This window comes from Rhodocyclus gracilis (assembly GCF_009617575.1).
Taxonomy (GTDB): Bacteria; Pseudomonadota; Gammaproteobacteria; order Burkholderiales; family Rhodocyclaceae; genus Rhodocyclus; species Rhodocyclus gracilis.
On record NZ_WIXJ01000001.1, the window covers coordinates 384163 to 399236 of the forward strand.

Annotated in this window: 18 protein-coding genes and 1 riboswitch; of the genes, 6 read left to right on the top strand and 12 right to left on the bottom strand. The window is 63.6% G+C overall.

Annotated features, from left to right (window positions below):
* Positions 1-431 precede the first annotated feature (431 nt).
* Positions 432-670: riboswitch (cobalamin riboswitch) on the top strand.
* Between the two features lie 222 nt (positions 671-892).
* The 3 genes from GHK24_RS01730 to GHK24_RS01740 are packed head-to-tail and all read left to right on the top strand — an operon-like array spanning position 893 to position 3918.
* Positions 893-2929: a ribonucleoside triphosphate reductase gene (locus tag GHK24_RS01730; protein ID WP_340642701.1), complete on the top strand. Its 2037-nt coding sequence runs from the start codon at positions 893-895 to the stop codon at positions 2927-2929.
* Between the two features lie 25 nt (positions 2930-2954).
* Positions 2955-3170, top strand: a complete 216-nt coding sequence (nrdD, locus tag GHK24_RS13700) for an anaerobic ribonucleoside-triphosphate reductase (protein ID WP_153467997.1) — start codon at positions 2955-2957, stop codon at positions 3168-3170.
* A 16-nt stretch (positions 3171-3186) separates the two neighbouring features.
* Complete coding sequence (locus GHK24_RS01740) at positions 3187-3918, top strand: radical SAM protein (RefSeq protein ID WP_153468000.1); 732 nt, start codon at positions 3187-3189, stop codon at positions 3916-3918.
* A 55-nt stretch (positions 3919-3973) separates the two neighbouring features.
* Here GHK24_RS01740 and GHK24_RS01745 read toward each other — a convergent pair whose 3' ends face one another.
* From GHK24_RS01745 to GHK24_RS01755, 3 genes are all read right to left on the bottom strand, one after another.
* Positions 3974-5032, bottom strand: coding sequence for a CobD/CbiB family protein (locus GHK24_RS01745; protein WP_153468003.1), 1059 nt, complete (start codon positions 5030-5032; stop codon positions 3974-3976).
* Positions 5033-5136: 104 nt separating this feature from the next.
* Positions 5137-5763 (bottom strand): CoA pyrophosphatase, encoded by a 627-nt coding sequence (locus tag GHK24_RS01750; RefSeq protein WP_153468006.1) that lies wholly within the window; start codon positions 5761-5763, stop codon positions 5137-5139.
* A 13-nt stretch (positions 5764-5776) separates the two neighbouring features.
* Complete coding sequence (locus tag GHK24_RS01755; RefSeq protein ID WP_153468010.1) at positions 5777-6040, bottom strand: hypothetical protein; 264 nt, start codon at positions 6038-6040, stop codon at positions 5777-5779.
* A 165-nt stretch (positions 6041-6205) separates the two neighbouring features.
* On the opposite strand from GHK24_RS01755, the gene GHK24_RS01760 reads away from it, so the two are divergent.
* Positions 6206-6940, top strand: coding sequence for a type 1 glutamine amidotransferase (locus GHK24_RS01760; RefSeq protein ID WP_153468013.1), 735 nt, complete (start codon positions 6206-6208; stop codon positions 6938-6940).
* 148 nt (positions 6941-7088) lie between these two features.
* Here the strand turns inward: GHK24_RS01760 and GHK24_RS01765 are convergent, their stop codons facing one another.
* The 7 genes from GHK24_RS01765 to GHK24_RS01795 all read right to left on the bottom strand — a co-directional run bounded on the left by GHK24_RS01765 (position 7089) and on the right by GHK24_RS01795 (position 12204).
* A complete protein-coding gene (locus GHK24_RS01765; RefSeq protein WP_153468016.1) occupies positions 7089-7583 on the bottom strand; it encodes a YajQ family cyclic di-GMP-binding protein in 495 nt (164 codons plus the stop codon).
* A gap of 30 nt (positions 7584-7613) precedes the next feature.
* Entirely contained in the window at positions 7614-7934 is a 321-nt protein-coding gene (gene ppnP / locus GHK24_RS01770; RefSeq protein ID WP_153468020.1) for a pyrimidine/purine nucleoside phosphorylase, read from the bottom strand.
* A 67-nt stretch (positions 7935-8001) separates the two neighbouring features.
* A complete protein-coding gene (locus GHK24_RS01775) occupies positions 8002-8430 on the bottom strand; it encodes a DUF2721 domain-containing protein (RefSeq protein ID WP_153468023.1) in 429 nt (142 codons plus the stop codon).
* 119 nt (positions 8431-8549) lie between these two features.
* The gene (locus GHK24_RS01780) at positions 8550-8759 is read right to left on the bottom strand and encodes a DUF2788 domain-containing protein (protein WP_153468026.1); all 210 of its coding nucleotides are present in this window, start codon (positions 8757-8759) and stop codon (positions 8550-8552) included.
* Between the two features lie 21 nt (positions 8760-8780).
* Complete coding sequence (locus GHK24_RS01785) at positions 8781-10022, bottom strand: argininosuccinate synthase (protein ID WP_153468030.1); 1242 nt, start codon at positions 10020-10022, stop codon at positions 8781-8783.
* 65 nt (positions 10023-10087) lie between these two features.
* Positions 10088-11014 carry an ornithine carbamoyltransferase gene (gene argF, locus GHK24_RS01790; RefSeq protein ID WP_153468033.1) on the bottom strand — a complete coding sequence of 309 codons (927 nt, stop codon included), beginning with the start codon at positions 11012-11014 and terminating at the stop codon, positions 10088-10090.
* Entirely contained in the window at positions 11011-12204 is a 1194-nt protein-coding gene (locus tag GHK24_RS01795; RefSeq protein ID WP_153468036.1) for an aspartate aminotransferase family protein, read from the bottom strand. The genes argF and GHK24_RS01795 overlap by 4 nt, the downstream gene beginning before the upstream one ends.
* Positions 12205-12404: 200 nt before the next feature.
* On the opposite strand from GHK24_RS01795, the gene GHK24_RS01800 reads away from it, so the two are divergent.
* Positions 12405-13280, top strand: a complete 876-nt coding sequence (locus tag GHK24_RS01800) for a ParA family protein (protein ID WP_153468039.1) — start codon at positions 12405-12407, stop codon at positions 13278-13280.
* Here GHK24_RS01800 and GHK24_RS01805 read toward each other — a convergent pair.
* Positions 13244-13471 carry a hypothetical protein gene (locus GHK24_RS01805; protein ID WP_153468042.1) on the bottom strand — a complete coding sequence of 76 codons (228 nt, stop codon included), beginning with the start codon at positions 13469-13471 and terminating at the stop codon, positions 13244-13246. The genes GHK24_RS01800 and GHK24_RS01805 overlap by 37 nt on opposite strands.
* 140 nt (positions 13472-13611) lie before the next feature.
* Between GHK24_RS01805 and GHK24_RS01810 the strand changes: the two genes are divergently transcribed.
* Positions 13612-13938 carry a DUF3579 domain-containing protein gene (locus tag GHK24_RS01810; RefSeq protein WP_153468046.1) on the top strand — a complete coding sequence of 109 codons (327 nt, stop codon included), beginning with the start codon at positions 13612-13614 and terminating at the stop codon, positions 13936-13938.
* A gap of 50 nt (positions 13939-13988) precedes the next feature.
* On the opposite strand, the gene mnmL is transcribed toward GHK24_RS01810, so the two are convergent.
* Positions 13989-14891, bottom strand: a complete 903-nt coding sequence (mnmL, locus tag GHK24_RS01815) for a tRNA modification radical SAM protein MnmL/YtqA (protein WP_167680694.1) — start codon at positions 14889-14891, stop codon at positions 13989-13991.
* Between the last annotated feature and the right edge of the window lie 183 nt (positions 14892-15074).

Below are 15074 nucleotides of genomic sequence, written 5' to 3' on the forward strand. Positions count from 1 at the left end.
CTCCCGTTCTCCTCAAGGGTGGCGTCGGCCAGAGCAGGCCGATCGCCTGCGCCGGAGAACACTCTCCACCGCCCACGACATGCATTCGCCGGGGCAGGACGCCGAAAAAAGCGCGCCCACCGCACGCGGGGGCACTGCGACCGAGTCTAGCGTAAACCCCCTCTCTTCAGTCGCTACCACTCGCTACCGCCCGCTCCCCACCACGAGGAGGGCAAAGCACAGCGCCGCCATTCGCCTTACCAGTGTCCGTGCGAGACCAGCCCAGTCCACGCCAGCATGGCGTCGGCACAAACAAGCGCAAAAATATCGACACAACATTTAGTCATAAAAACAAAGAAGAACACTACCAGTAGTAGCACACCAGCAGAAATTTGATTGTCGGCGCCGCGCAGCGCCGCTACAATCGGCCCCATCTTTGGCGTCAGACGGTCGCCCTGCGCTGCAAAACGCGTCGGCGAGGCCGCTTGAAATGGGAATCCGGTGCAAATCCGGAACTGACGCGCAGCGGTAATGGGGAACGAAGCTGCTAGCGGGAAAACCGCAGGCACTGGCCGCAAGGTCGGGAAGCCGCAGCGCTAGGCCACGTCGGTGCGAAACGACACTAAAAACGTCACTTGCGCACCGGCGACAGCCCCTGAGTCCGAAGACCGGCCAGAGATGCAGCGCGGTTCCGTGGACTGCCGCACTGCCCCGCTGGACCTGCGCGCTGTCAGGGACCAGACGTTGCCCGATGCCGGTGTGCCGTGCGCGCCGCATGGCCTCTTTCTGGCTGCATCGAGCCGTCGACTCCCCACCGGTACGCACCAGCACCACCACGCGACCCAGGGAGTCACACATGGAACAGAATTCCGTCGTCTCGGCCTCCCACCCAGCTTCCGCAGAGGAGCCTCGGGTGGCCGACACTCACGCCGCGCCGCACGCGCCGACCGCCATCCTCAAGCGCGACGGCACGACCGCCGCCTTCGACGGCGAAAAAATCGTTTCGGCGCTACGCCGCGCCGGCGCCGCCAGCGGCGACTTCGATGCCGACGAGGCGCGTCTGTTGACGGCGCAAGTCCTCAAGGTGCTGCGCCACCGCTTTGCCAACCGTCTGCCGAGCGTCGAGGAAGTGCAGGACGTCGTTGAGCAGACGCTGATCGCCGCCAACCACCTCGCCACGGCGCGCGCCTACATCGCCTACCGCGACGCGCACGCCCGCCTGCGCGCCGACCGCCGCACCTTTGTCGACGCCGCCGCGTCGATCAACGAATACCTCGAACGCGCCGACTGGCGCGTGCAAGCCAACGCCAATCAGGGCTACTCGCTCGGCGGCCTGATCCTCAACGTCTCCGGCAAGATGACCGCCAACTACTGGCTGTCGCACGTCTACCCGCCGGAAATCGGGCAGGCGCACCGCGACGGTGACTACCACATCCACGATCTCGACATGCTCGCTGGCTACTGCGCCGGCTGGTCGCTGCGCCAGCTGCTGCACGAAGGCCTCAACGGCATCCCGAACAAGGTCGAAGCCGGCCCGCCCAAGCACCTCTCATCGGCGCTCGGTCAGGCAGTGAACTTTCTCGGCGCGCTGCAAAACGAATGGGCCGGCGCGCAGGCCTTCAGCTCCTTCGACACCTACCTCGCGCCCTTCGTCCGCCGCGACCGCATGCCCTACGACGAAGTCCGCCAGGCGATCCAGGAGTTCGTCTACAACCTCAACGTACCCTCGCGCTGGGGCACGCAGACGCCGTTTACCAACCTCACCTTCGACTGGGTGTGTCCGGAAGACCTGCGCGAGCAGGTACCGGTGATCGGCGGCGAGGAGCAGCCCTTCACCTACGGCGAACTGCAAGCCGAGATGGACATGGTCAACCGCGCCTTCATCGAAGTGATGAGCACCGGCGACGCCAAGGGCCGCGTGTTCACTTTCCCGATCCCGACCTACAACATCACGCCGGACTTCCCCTGGGAAAGCGAGAACAGCGAACGCCTGTTCGAGATGACCGCCAAGTACGGCCTGCCCTACTTCCAGAACTTCATCAATTCGGAACTGACGCCGAACATGGTGCGCTCGATGTGCTGCCGCCTGCAGCTCGACCTGCGAGAGCTGCTCAAGCGCGGCAACGGCCTGTTCGGTTCGGCCGAGCAGACCGGCTCGGTTGGTGTGGTGACGATCAACTGCGCGCGTCTCGGCCACCTCTTCGCCGGTGACGAAGACGCCCTGATGGCCCGCGTCGACCGTCTCGCCGAACTCGCCTGCCAGAGTCTGGAGATCAAGCGCAAGGTGATTCAGCGCCTGATGGATCAAGGGCTCTTCCCCTTTACCAAGCGTTACCTCGGCACGCTGCGCAACCACTTCTCGACCATCGGCGTAAACGGCATCAACGAGATGATCCGCAACTTCACGCACGACAGCGGCGACATCACCACGCCAGAAGGCGAAGCGCTGGCGCTGCGTCTGCTCGACCGTCTGCGCGAACGCATGCGCGAGTTTCAGGAGCGCACCGGCCACCTCTACAACCTCGAAGCAACGCCGGCCGAAGGCACCACCTACCGCTTCGCGCGCGAAGACCGCAAGCGTTTCCCCGGCATCCTCCAGGCCGGCACCGCCGAGCGGCCGTACTACACCAACTCCAGCCAGTTGCCGGTGGGCTTCACCAGCGACCCGTTCGAGGCACTGGCGCGTCAGGAAGCGCTGCAAAAACGCTACACCGGCGGTACCGTGCTGCACCTCTACCTGAACGAGCGCGTCTCCTCCTGGCAGGCCTGCCGCGAGCTGGTGAAAAAGTCGCTGAGCAACTTCCGTCTGCCGTATGTGACGGTGACACCGACCTTCTCGATCTGCCCGAAGCACGGCTATCTCGCCGGCGAACACGAGTTCTGCCCGCGCTGCGACGAGGAAATCCTCGAACGCAAGCGCCGCGCCGCCGAACGCGCCACCACTGCCTGAACCCTTTCCTTACTGGAGAACCTTCATGTCTGACACCCCCCGCAACGACATCCACCTCGACGACGCAGAGCGCACCCGCTGCGAAGTCTGGACCCGCGTCATGGGCTATCACCGCCCCGTTTCCGAGTTCAACCCCGGCAAGCAGGCCGAACACGCCGAGCGCTGCCATTTCAATGAGCCCTGCGGCTTGCGTAACGACACCGCCACGCCGGACAGCCGCGCCGTCGCGCTGACCGCCTGAGGCCGGACGCGCCGTCATGCTGGAGATCGGTGGCATCGAGCCGTTTTCGACGCTCGACTACCCCGGCAAGCTGGCGGCCGTCCTCTTCTGCCAGGGCTGTCCGTGGGACTGCCCGTACTGCCACAACGCCCATCTCCGCCCCCTGCGGCCAGCGCGGCCAAGCGCCAACGCCGATGGGGGCGATCACACGGCTGTTGCGAACGTGGTGGCGCCCGCCGCAGCACCCGCCAGCGGCTGGAGCAAGGCGCTCGCCTTGCTGCAACAACGGCGCCAGTTACTCGACGCCGTCGTCTTCAGCGGCGGCGAACCGCTGGCGCAGCCATCGCTCACCGCAGCGATGCAGGAAGTCAGGGATCTCGGTTTTGCCATCGGCCTGCATAGCGCAGGCGTCCACACCAAGGCCTTTGGTCGTGCGCTGCCGCTCTGCGACTGGGTCGGGCTCGACGTCAAAGCGCCACGCGGCCGCTACGCCCCCCTTGTCGGGCGCAGCAACGCCGCCGCGCAGGTCGAAGGCTGCCTGCGGCGGCTGGTGGATTCCGGCATCGACTACGAAATCCGCACCACCGTCGATCCACGGCAGCTTGACGCAGCGGCACTACTGCAACTTGCCGACGAACTCGCCAGCGCCGGCGCCCGTCGCTGGCGGCTGCAACGCTGCCGCGGGTTATCTGCCGGTAGCGCGTCAATTGATCTGGCGGGAATCCTGCCCGCCCTGCGGGAGCGCATCGCCGACTGCGAAATTCGCTGAAACGCAGCGCAGCGAAAGTCACCACCACGCAACCGTCTGCGCAGATTAGCGCCGCCTAATTGCTGACCAGCGTCGCAAAGCCGAGCAGCAGCAACACCAGCATCCACAACAAAAGCGCACGCCAGACGAGGCCAACGGCGCTCTGCATATGGTCGGCCTCCGCCTCGTCGCCCGCCCCCAACTCGACAGTGGCGCCGGCGGGCGGATCGCTCGCGGCCGGCGCGGCGCTGCCATCGACGCTACCGAGACGCACGCCCAGCGCGCCAGCACCGCTGGCCAGCACAATGCCGATTCCCGCATCGCGCACGCGGTCTGCCTGCGTACGCCAGCAATAGACGGCATCTTCAAAGTCGCCGACGACGGCAAAACCCGCAGCCGTCACGCGCACCGGCAACCAGTCGATAAAAGCAAAGGCCCGCGTTGAAAACACGCCGAATTCGGCGAACGTCAGCGCATCCGCCGCCCGCGGAAGTGATGCGGAAGCGCCCGCCTTCTCAGCTTTCTCCGCCTTCTCGTCGCTACCGCTCACACCTGTCCTCGCCCCCCAATGCTCGGCGAGGAAAGCTGCGCAACGGTAAAGCACCGCACCACACGGCCCCGGCAAGAGCACAAAGCAGACGAGCACGCCAAACACATGCCGATGCGAGGCAATCAGCGCCTCTTCAATGGCCGCACGGGCGATCTCGCCGGCCTCAGGAATGGGCGGCTGGACGTCGCGCGAAGCGGGCAGCGGATCACTTTCCGTGGCGCCACGCCACTCGCCGAGCAGACGGTAGGCATGCGCAAGGTCGCCCATACGCAGCGCCAGCTGAATGTCGGTGAAGAAATGACTGAACTGGCGAAAGCCGAGTGTGAAATAGAGTACGGCCACGTTCCACAGCCACGCCAGCAAGGGCGATACCGCGTAGAGCGCATAAAAGACGCCGCCCGCCAGCAGCGTCGGTGCGATCACCGCCAACACCCAGGCAAACACGCCATGCTGGCGTGCACCGCCATTGAGATGGTGCTCGAGAAAGTCCGCCAGCGCCGTCAGCGGCGCGAGCACAAAGCGCCGGTAATCGAGCGGGCGGAACTGCTCAAAGAGCAGCGCGACGATCAGGGAAAACAGGCTCATCCGAGAGTAAAACCGGCACGGCCAACGGCTCCGCGCCCCAGTCGAAATAAAGGCGCACGATAACACAGGCCTCGCGCGGCGAACGCCACGCCGGCTGTCATCAACTAGCGCTCAAAAGGCGGCAAGACCTCGCCCGCACGGCAGGCCAGCAGGCGGATCATGCCGGCAGTGGCGCCCCAGATGTAACGGTCCTGCCAGGGAATTGCATCGTAGTGTCCCGAACGCGTCGGCAGCGTATACGGATGGCGTTGATGATTCGCCGGATCGAGCATGAAGGCGAGCGGCACTTCGAAAATCTCGGCGACCTCATCCGGCTCGGCGCGCAGAGCGAAAGGCGGATGCAGCGTCGCGACCACCGGCGTGATGCGAAACCCCGTTCCCGTGCAGTAATCCGGCAAGAAGCCCTGCACTTCGACCCGCCGGTGGTCAAGGCCGATTTCTTCCTGCGCCTCACGCAGGGCGGCGGCTTCCGGCGACGCATCGCTCGCCTCAATCCGCCCGCCAGGAAAACTGATCTGTCCGGGGTGATCCTTCAGTCGATCATTGCGCCGCGTCAGCAGGAGCGTCGGCGCCCGCCGGCGCAGGACGATCGGCACCAGTACTGCTGCCGGCGTCAGCGCCGTGGAATCAACGCTGGCCTGCACTCCGTCCTCCACGCTGGCGTCGCCCTGCGGTCGCGGCGCCGTCAAAAGCCGCGACCGCAGCGCGGCAAGGTCGATGTCGCCGGCCATGGCCTTTTTACGCCTAGCGGACGGCGACGACGCTTTCCGGCGTACTTTCGGCATTTACGGCGGCCAGTGCCTCGCGCAGGGTTTCTTCGGACAAAGCGTTGATCGTCGTTGCTGCCAGATCGGCCGCTTCGATGGCCGCCAGCGGCAACTGATCGCTTTCGAGGCCGGCGATCAGGGCGGCCGTCGCGCCAACCACCTGCAAGAGCGCCTCACGTTCGCCCATCAACAGTTCAACTTCGCGGCGCAGCAAGGCAATTTCTTCGTCGCGGTGGGGCATGGTGAGTCTCCTGTCGTTGTTCTATCGGTTCCGTGGCCGTCTGGGCGAGCGTTGGAAAGGGCAAAAAGGTGAGAAGGCAAGGACGTCAGTGAAGCGGCCCACCACCCGCGTACGCATGCAGGTAGAATTTTCGCTTTCGTTGTCACCGAGGACGTGCGTGCCGTCATGAAACCCATCGCCATTTTTCGCCATCTGGCCACGGAGGGTCCGGGCTATTTTGCCACATTCCTTGAGGCGCACTCGCTTGCCTGGCGCCTCTTTGCGACCGATCGCGGCGAACCGGTACCGACCCGTGCCGAAGATTTCGCCGGACTCGTCTTCATGGGCGGGCCGATGAGCGTCAATGATCCCCTGCCGTGGATCGCCGAGGAATGCACGCTGATCCGCGACGCCGTCGCACACGATATTCCGGTGCTCGGTCATTGCCTCGGGTCGCAATTGATGAGCCGGGCGCTCGGCGGTTCGGTTTTCCCCAATCCGCAGAAGGAAATCGGCTGGTCGCGCGTGGTCGCCGATGACACGCCAACGACCCGCCGCTGGTTGGGCGAGGCGACTGACGACCTACTCGCGAGCGACGGTTCGGCGGTGGTTTTCCAGTGGCACGGCGAAACCTTCACCCTGCCCGAAGGCAGCGAGCGACTGTTCAGCAACGCCTTCTGCGCCAACCAGATGTTCGCGCTCGGCCCGCATCTGGGCATGCAGTGTCACGTCGAAATGACCGAGCCGATGATTGCCGAGTGGTGTCAGTGCTGGAATGACGAGACGGCGGGGCTCGCCAGTCTGCCCGTCTCGGTGCAAACCCCTGAGGTCATGCAAGCGCAGGCAGCCACACAGATGCCGGCCATGCGCCGACTGGCCGACCGGCTCTACACGCACTGGATCGCCGGACTGAAGCCTTAGCCGCAGCCACCCGCGCCCACCTGCGGGTGCTTCGGTAGAAAAGAGTCGGGCCATGGCCGCGTGTCGCCGCCATGGCCCGTATGCATTGTGAGACGTGTTACAGGCTGCGCAGACCGAGCGCCGTCACCGCCAGTCCGTCGCGCGACAGTCAGTCGCGATAGTTGCCGTGCTTCAGCGGAAAATCGGTGATCGCCTTCGTCACCATGGCGATGCACGCCTGCAATTCGTCGCGCTTGGCTCCCGAAACGCGCACTGCGTCGCCTTGGATCGAGGCCTGAACCTTGATCTTCGAATCCTTGATCAGCTTGACGATCTTCTTGGCGAGGTCGCTGTCGATGCCGCTACGCACCTTCATTTCCTGCTTGACCTTGTTGCCCGAAATTTTCTGCACCGGCTGATGGTCGAGGCGCTTGACGCTCTCTTTCTCTTTCTTTTCCATCGCCGGGAACAGCAGATCCTTGATCTGATCGAGCTGAAAATCGGAATCGCCCCAGATCGTGATCAGTTTTTCCTTGTCGTTCAGCTCGACCTTGGCGCTCGTTCCCTTGAAATCATAGCGATTGGTAATGGCCCGTCCGGCGACATCAATGGCGTTTTTCAACGCCTCCATGTCGGCTTCCGAGGTGAAATCGAATGAAGACATATGCGTTCCTCCGTCGTCAGATCGTGGCGCTCAGCCGAAATGGCAAACGTAGTGATACGGCTCGTCGCAGGCGATCTCGAACGACGAATTAGCCGGCGCGTTGAAGGACTCGCCAACGCCGTAGTGCTTCCATTCCTGCTCGCCGGCCAGACGCACGCGGCAGGAACCGGCGACGCACTCCATGATTTCCGGCGCGCCGGTGTTGAAGGTCAGCGTGGAGGGCAGGATCACGCCCACGCTCTTGCGCGTGCCGTCGGCGAGAACGAGCGCATGGCTGACGCACTTGCCATCGAAGTAGACGTTGGCTTTCTTGACGACACTGACCTGATCGAATTGCGTAGCTGAAGACATGAAGGCTTCCTGAATAAGCCAGCCCGCGAAGGCCGGCGATTAAAGAAAATCGGCAAGGCGTGGCAGATCAGATATCGATCGATTCGATACCGCCGGTGGCCAGCGAAATTTCGCGAAGAAACGAGAACAATCCGCCAATCAAGGCAAACATGGCGGCGATGAAAAGCGCCGAGACGATCTTCGCGGGGTCGATATGCAACTCGGAAGCGAGGAAAAGCACGACGATCACCAGACACACCAGCAAGGCGCTCAGCGTGCACAGGGTAATGGCGTGGTGAATCCAGCGCGCCCGACGTGCCAGCTTGATGATCTCATCCGCGCATTGCTGGCACTTCTCAGGCCCTGCCTCGGTCAGGCGCCGGCGACGGTCAACGACGCGCCCAAGACGATTGACGAGCACCCCCATGATGGCGCCAACCCCGGTTAACAAGAAAACCGGCGCCACGGCCATCTCAATGACGTGGGCGATATTGGTAACGCTGGCGGAATCGATCATGGGCGGTCGAAGGGGCTGGCAAAAAAGCGCAAGGCTACGGATCGGCGCCCGAACAAGCAATAGGCGTCTGGCGCACACCGCCCGTCTATGCGCGGGGAAGGCGCCGCCAGAAAGGCCCTCTAGATCCCCAGAATCTTCTGGATGATTCCCTTGGCGATGAAGCCAAGCATGCCGAGCGAGAGAACGATGAAGAGAACGATGGTTCCCGTCTTCCCCGCTTTGGCCTTCCACGCCAGTTCGCCAACGATGAACAGCATGAACAGGATCAGGGCGCCGACGCCGAACGTCATCCCGAAGTCGGCGACCTGCTCCTCACTCAGCCCGAACATCGTCCGGCGCCGTCCGTCGGCTTAGCGCTTGCGCTGCGCCAGATTGGCGGCAATGCGCAGACGCAGGGCGTTGAGCTTGATGAAGCCGCCTGCGTCCTTCTGGTCGTAGGCGCCGGCATCGTCCTCGAAGGTGGCGATGGTCGAATCGAACAGCGAGTCGGTCTTCGAATCGCGGCCGGCAACGATGACGTTGCCCTTGTAGAGCTTGACGCGCACCCAGCCGTTGACGACCTGTTGCGTGTTGTCGATGAGCGCTTGCAGCGCGCGCCGCTCCGGGCTCCACCAGTAGCCGTTGTAGATCATGCTGGCGTAGCGGGCGAGCAGGTCGTCCTTCAGGTGAGCGACTTCACGGTCGAGCGTGATCGACTCGATGGCGCGGTGCGCCTTGAGCAGAATCGTGCCTCCCGGCGTTTCGTAGCAACCGCGCGACTTCATGCCGACGTAGCGGTTTTCGACGAGGTCGAGGCGGCCGATGCCATGCTTGCCACCGAGCTGATTGAGCTTGGCCAGCAGTTCGTGTGCGGCGAGGCGCTCGCCATTGATCGAGACGAGGTCGCCCTTCTCGAATTCGAGGTCGAGGTATTCGGCGGCATCCGGCGCCGCTTCCGGCGAGACGGTCCAGCGCCACATCGATTCTTCGGCTTCGGCCGCCGGGTTTTCGAGGTGACGGCCTTCGTAGCTGATGTGCAGCAGATTGGCGTCCATCGAGTACGGCGAGCCGCCCTGCTTGTGCTTCATCTCGATGGGGATGCCGTTCGCTTCGGCGTAAGCGAGGAGCTTTTCGCGCGACAGCAGATCCCATTCGCGCCACGGAGCGATGACCTTGATGCCGGGCTTCAGCGCGTAGGCGCCGAGTTCGAAACGCACCTGGTCGTTGCCCTTGCCGGTGGCGCCGTGCGAAATGGCGTCAGCGCCCGTCTGGTTGGCGATCTCGACCAGACGCTTGGCGATCAGCGGCCGTGCAATCGAGGTGCCGAGAAGATATTCGCCTTCGTAGACGGTGTTGGCACGGAACATCGGGAAGACGAAGTCGCGCACGAACTCTTCGCGCAGGTCGTCAATGAAGATGTTTTCCGGCTTGATGCCGAACTTCAGCGCCTTGGTGCGCGCCGGCTCGAGCTCTTCGCCCTGGCCGAGGTCGGCGGTGAAGGTGACGACTTCACACTGATAGGTGTCCTGCAGCCACTTCAGGATGACCGAGGTGTCGAGGCCGCCGGAATAGGCGAGAACGACTTTGTTGATAGCTGGTTTGGTATCGCTCATAACTTTTTTCTCCGCGAACTAAAGACGGCGGCGACCGGCGCGTGCGCCCTCGCCGGCCGGACGCCTCAGGATTCGATACGGCCGAGGAGCAGGAACTCCATCAGGGCCTTTTGCGCATGCAGACGATTTTCGGCTTCTTCCCAGACGAGGCTGTGCGGCCCGTCGATCACCTCGGCGGTCACTTCCTCGCCACGGTGCGCCGGCAGGCAGTGCAGGAAGATCGCGTCAGGCTTGGCGACGCGCATCATGTCGCCATCGACCTGCCAGTCGGCGAAATCCTTCAGGCGCTCCTCGTTCTCGGCTTCGAAACCCATCGACGTCCAAACATCGGTGGTGACGATGTCGGCACCGCGCGCCGCTTCCATCGGATCGGCGAACTGCTCGAAGTGATCCGTGCCGACCAGACCGGCGCGTTCAGGTTCGATCTCGTACCCCGGCGGCGTCGACACGTGGACGCGGAAATCGAGGACTTCGGCGGCCTGCAGCCAGGTATTGCACATGTTGTTGGAGTCGCCGATCCACGCCACCGTCTTGCCCTGGATCGGGCCGCGATGCTCGATGTAGGTGAAGATGTCGGCCATGATCTGGCACGGATGGTACTCGTTGGTCAGACCGTTGATCACCGGCACGCGCGAGTTGGCGGCGAAGCGCTCGATGATGTCCTGCTCGAAGGTGCGGATCATCACCAGATCGCTCATGCGCGAAATGACCTGCGCCGCGTCTTCGACCGGCTCACCGCGACCGAGCTGCGAGTCGCGCGTGTTGAGGTAGATCGCCGAACCGCCGAGCTGCTGGATACCGGCCTCGAAGGACAGACGCGTGCGCGTGCTCGCCTTCTCGAAGATCATCACCAGCGTGCGGTCAGCCAGTGGCCAGTAGCGCTGGTAGGCCTTGAACTGGCGCTTGATCCACAGCGTGCGCTCGAAGAGATAATCGAGTTCGTCGCGCGACAGATCCTTCAGTTGCAGGAAATGGCGAATGCCCGGCTTCATGGCTTGACCTCCGCACAGGTCGAGGCGAGGAACGCGCGGACCAGCGCGCTCAGGCGCGTCACCAGTTCATCGGCCTCCTCGGCGCTGAACACCAGCGACGGCAACAGGCGAATCACCCGCTCGGCCGTCACATTGATAAGCAAGCCGGCGTCGAGGCCGCGGCGCACCAGTTCGCCACAGGGGCGATCAAGTTCAACGCCGATCATCAGGCCGCGGCCACGGATATCGACAACACCGGAGACGCCCGCCAGCTGACTCGCCAGCCCTTGGCGAATCCGCTCACCGATGATGGTCGCCTGATCGATCAGGCCGTCCTTCTCCATGACATCGAGCGTCGTCAGGGCCGCCGTACAGGCCAGCGGATTGCCGCCGAAGGTCGAGCCGTGGTTACCCGGCTTGAAGAGGCCAGCCGCCCGCCCGCCGGCGAGGCACGCGCCAATCGGCACGCCGCTGCCCAAGCCCTTGGCGAGCGTTGCGACGTCGGGGAGGATGCCGGAGTGCTGATAGCCGAACCACTTGCCGGTGCGACCGATGCCACATTGCACCTCGTCGCAGATGAGGAGCCAGCCGAATTCGTCGCAAAGCGCGCGCAGGCTGCGCAGGTAATCCGGATCCGCCAGATGGATGCCGCCCTCGCCTTGCAGAACCTCAAGCATGACGGCCACGACGTCCGGGTTATGGCCAGCCACCGCACGCACGGCGGCCAGATCGTTGAACGGTACCCGCACGAAGCCCGACACCAGCGGCTCGAAGCCAGCCTGAGCCTTGCGGTTGCCCGTCGCCGACAGTGTCGCCAGCGTCCGACCATGGAAAGCGTGCTCCATGACGATGATCGCCGGGCTGTCGACGCCACGCGTGTGTCCGTAAAAGCGCGCCAGCTTGATCGCCGCTTCATTCGCCTCGCAACCGGAATTGCAGAAGAACACTTCTTCCAGACCGGACAGCGCGGCCAGTCGGTCAGACAGCACTTCCTGCTGCGGCACGCGATACAGGTTGGAGGTGTGCAACAGGCGCGAGGCCTGTCGGGCAATCGCCGCCACCAGCGCGGGGTGGTTATGCCCCAGTGTCGACACCGCGATCCCGGAAAGCGCGTCGAGGTAGCTACGCCCCTCGGTATCCGTCACCCAGTTGCCCTCGCCATGGCTGAAAGCCACGGGCTGACGCGCGTACGTATTCATCAGGTGAGACATAAGAATCCTCTAGCAGAGGCTCTGAAACGGAAACGGCGGCTTACGCCGCCGGACTGTCGAACCTCGTCGGTCAAACAACATCGTTACCACGCCAGCCGGACGCAAAAAACAATTTCGCGCATATTCGGCCTTGCAAGGGGAGGGATGTTAAGGGATAAATAGCGCCTTGTATATATTCGGGCAGAAAGCAGAGAGACGACATGCGGATCGCGGTTTTCAACCAGAAGGGCGGCGTCGGCAAGACCACCACGACACTCAATCTCGGCGCAGCCATCGCCCGCGACGGTGGCTCTCCACTCCTCCTCGACCTCGACCCGCAGTGCCACCTGAGCGCCATCCATGGCTTGGCACCCACCGATTCGTCACACAGCCTGTTCGGTTTTTATCAGGACTCGCGCACGCTCGAGGAACTGACGATTCCGTGGGAAGGCATTGGCCGCCTGATCCCCTCGCATCAACAACTGATCAAGGTCGACTCGATTTTCGGCAAGGGGCCGGCCATTCTCAACAAGCTGCGCCTGGGCCTCGAAACGCTCGAAGGCTCCAGCGCCGCCTCGTCGATGACGCTGATCGACTGCTGCCCTTACATCGGCGTGCTGGCGCTGAATGCGATCTTCGCCTGTGACCTCTTGCTGATCCCTGTCGCCACCGATTACCTCTCGTTACAGGCGGCGGAGCGGATGACGCAAACCCTGGCGATTCTCGAACCCGTGCTGAAACGCCGGGTACCGCGCCGCTATCTGCTGACGCGTTTCGATCGCCGCCGCCGCATGAGCGAAGACGTGCAAAACCGTCTGCGCACGCTCTACGGCGACGAGGTGTGTGCGACGGTGATCGGCGAAAATGTCTCGGTGGCGGAAAGCCCGGCCTTCAATTGCGACGTCTTCACCCACAACACGTCAAGCAACGGCGCACGCGACTACGCGGAACTTCGCCACGAATTGGCGAGTCAAGGGCTGGTGAGTCCGTCTGATGGCGGGCGCGCAAACGGGTCGCAGTCGGTGAAAACTGCACAAACCGACACGGAAATCCGGGAAAATCAGCGTTTGGAAATGAGATCCACGACGTCTTCGTAGTTGAGCTGACCGTTGCGTGGCGTCGAGACGAGCAGGTGGCGCGACTCGATGATTTCGCAGCCCAGATAGATCTGCCGCAATTTGCGCTCGGCTTCGAGGGCGTCGCGACCGGAGAAAGTGAGATTGTCGACGACCGCGCCGCTGCGCGTTCGAATACGGAAACCAAATTTGGCAGTCTGCGTTCTTTGCATGAAAACCACCTAAATTTCAACAATATGCCGCGAATATATGCAGCAATTTGTCATCGCGCAAGCATTAACTTCGCAGCGCCCACTGCGATCAGTCGCCCATCGTCGGGTAGCACGGACGGATCGCTGCCACGGACTATCCCATGTCTGAAGAATTGATCGGAATATCGTTTGTCATCGTCGGCCAGACCCTGGCCGGCAAGCGTTTTCGCCCTAGCGACTGGGCCGAGCGACTCTGCGGCGTGCTCTCCGGCTTCGGTGCCGGCAAACGCGTGCAGTACTCGCCCTATGTCGGTCCCGGCGATTACGAAGGTCACAAGGCGGTCTTCGTCGATGGCCGGCTGTACGACTTTGAGCCAATGGCCTACCGCTTTGTTCTGCATTTCGCGCGCGATAACGAGTTGCGCGTGCTCAGCAACGTTTCCGCCGACCAGGCGGACAAGCCGCCCAGCGCCGACAGCGCGCGCTAAGCGCCGGGCAGCGCGTTAGCGGCTGGCGGCGTCCGCCGCTGGCTTGCGTATCAGCGCAGCGCCCGCCCCTGCCCGCCGTAGGCAGCGAGATTGACGGCAATGGCGTTGGCGGCAGGAAAGCTCGTGTAGCACCAGTCCGGCGCGATCAGCGTCGGTTCGCGCGCCGTCGCCGTGATGCGATGAAATACCACTTCCGGCGGCGTCCGCCGGATCAGGTCGGCGGCAATCGCCGCATAGTCGGGCAAGGTCGGCGGCAGCGTTTCGCCGCGGGCGTACTCCGCCGCCATCCGACACCCTTTGACGATCATCAGCGGGTGCAGCTTCAGCCCCTCGACACCGAGCGCCAAAACGCGTGCGTGCGTCTCGTGCATCATCGCCGTCGTTTCGCCGGGCAGACCGAGGATCAGGTGCGCGCATACCGGCACGTCGTAGCGTTGCGCGCGCGCCACGGCATCCGCGTAGGCGGCAAAGCCGTGACCGCGATTGATCCGTGCCAGCGTCGCATCGTGCGCACTTTGCAGCCCCAACTCCAGCCACACCTCAAAGCCCTGCGCCCGGTAGTCGGCGAGGATTTCCAGCACGGCATCGGGAACACAATCCGGGCGCGTACCGACGCACAGGCCGACGATGTCGGCATCGACGACGGCGGCGGCATACAGGCGGCGTAGCTCTTCAACTTCCGCGTAGGTGTTGGTGTAGGCCTGAAAGTACGCCAGATACCGCGTTGCCCGCTTCAACTCGGCGCGACGGGCGGCGATCTGTGCGCTAACGCTTTCCTCGGCCTTGTCCTCACTGAACGACAGCACGCTGCAAAACGTGCAACCGCCGCGACCGAGCGTTCCATCGCGGTTGGGGCAGGTGAATCCGGCGTGCAGCGAGAGCTTGCGCACGCGTGTGCCAAAGCGTGATTTGAGGTGCCGGCCAAGCGTATTGACGTAAGGTTCGAGTTGCACGGAAGCAAGAGCCAAGATCGGGCGGCGAATGGTAGCACTGTTGCTGCCGACGGCACTGCGGGCAACGGGCGCGGCTGACCGCCTTACCCGCCTTTGTCCGCATTCCACGCCGTCGCATGCCGCCGCACGCCACATGTGCGCCCCTCGGCAGAGCCGCCGTGCCACGCCCGCTCCACGCCAATG

Coding starts and splice junctions, on each gene's coding strand:
- nrdD (WP_153467997.1), top strand. CDS start 2,955: ATGTCTGACACCCCCCGCAACGACATCCACCTCGACGACGCAGAGCGC.
- GHK24_RS01740 (WP_153468000.1), top strand. CDS start 3,187: ATGCTGGAGATCGGTGGCATCGAGCCGTTTTCGACGCTCGACTACCCC.
- GHK24_RS01745 (WP_153468003.1), bottom strand. CDS start 5,032: ATGAGCCTGTTTTCCCTGATCGTCGCGCTGCTCTTTGAGCAGTTCCGC.
- GHK24_RS01750 (WP_153468006.1), bottom strand. CDS start 5,763: ATGGCCGGCGACATCGACCTTGCCGCGCTGCGGTCGCGGCTTTTGACG.
- GHK24_RS01755 (WP_153468010.1), bottom strand. CDS start 6,040: ATGCCCCACCGCGACGAAGAAATTGCCTTGCTGCGCCGCGAAGTTGAA.
- GHK24_RS01760 (WP_153468013.1), top strand. CDS start 6,206: ATGAAACCCATCGCCATTTTTCGCCATCTGGCCACGGAGGGTCCGGGC.
- GHK24_RS01765 (WP_153468016.1), bottom strand. CDS start 7,583: ATGTCTTCATTCGATTTCACCTCGGAAGCCGACATGGAGGCGTTGAAA.
- ppnP (WP_153468020.1), bottom strand. CDS start 7,934: ATGTCTTCAGCTACGCAATTCGATCAGGTCAGTGTCGTCAAGAAAGCC.
- GHK24_RS01775 (WP_153468023.1), bottom strand. CDS start 8,430: ATGATCGATTCCGCCAGCGTTACCAATATCGCCCACGTCATTGAGATG.
- GHK24_RS01780 (WP_153468026.1), bottom strand. CDS start 8,759: ATGTTCGGGCTGAGTGAGGAGCAGGTCGCCGACTTCGGGATGACGTTC.
- GHK24_RS01785 (WP_153468030.1), bottom strand. CDS start 10,022: ATGAGCGATACCAAACCAGCTATCAACAAAGTCGTTCTCGCCTATTCC.
- argF (WP_153468033.1), bottom strand. CDS start 11,014: ATGAAGCCGGGCATTCGCCATTTCCTGCAACTGAAGGATCTGTCGCGC.
- GHK24_RS01795 (WP_153468036.1), bottom strand. CDS start 12,204: ATGTCTCACCTGATGAATACGTACGCGCGTCAGCCCGTGGCTTTCAGC.
- GHK24_RS01800 (WP_153468039.1), top strand. CDS start 12,405: ATGCGGATCGCGGTTTTCAACCAGAAGGGCGGCGTCGGCAAGACCACC.
- GHK24_RS01805 (WP_153468042.1), bottom strand. CDS start 13,471: ATGCAAAGAACGCAGACTGCCAAATTTGGTTTCCGTATTCGAACGCGC.
- GHK24_RS01810 (WP_153468046.1), top strand. CDS start 13,612: ATGTCTGAAGAATTGATCGGAATATCGTTTGTCATCGTCGGCCAGACC.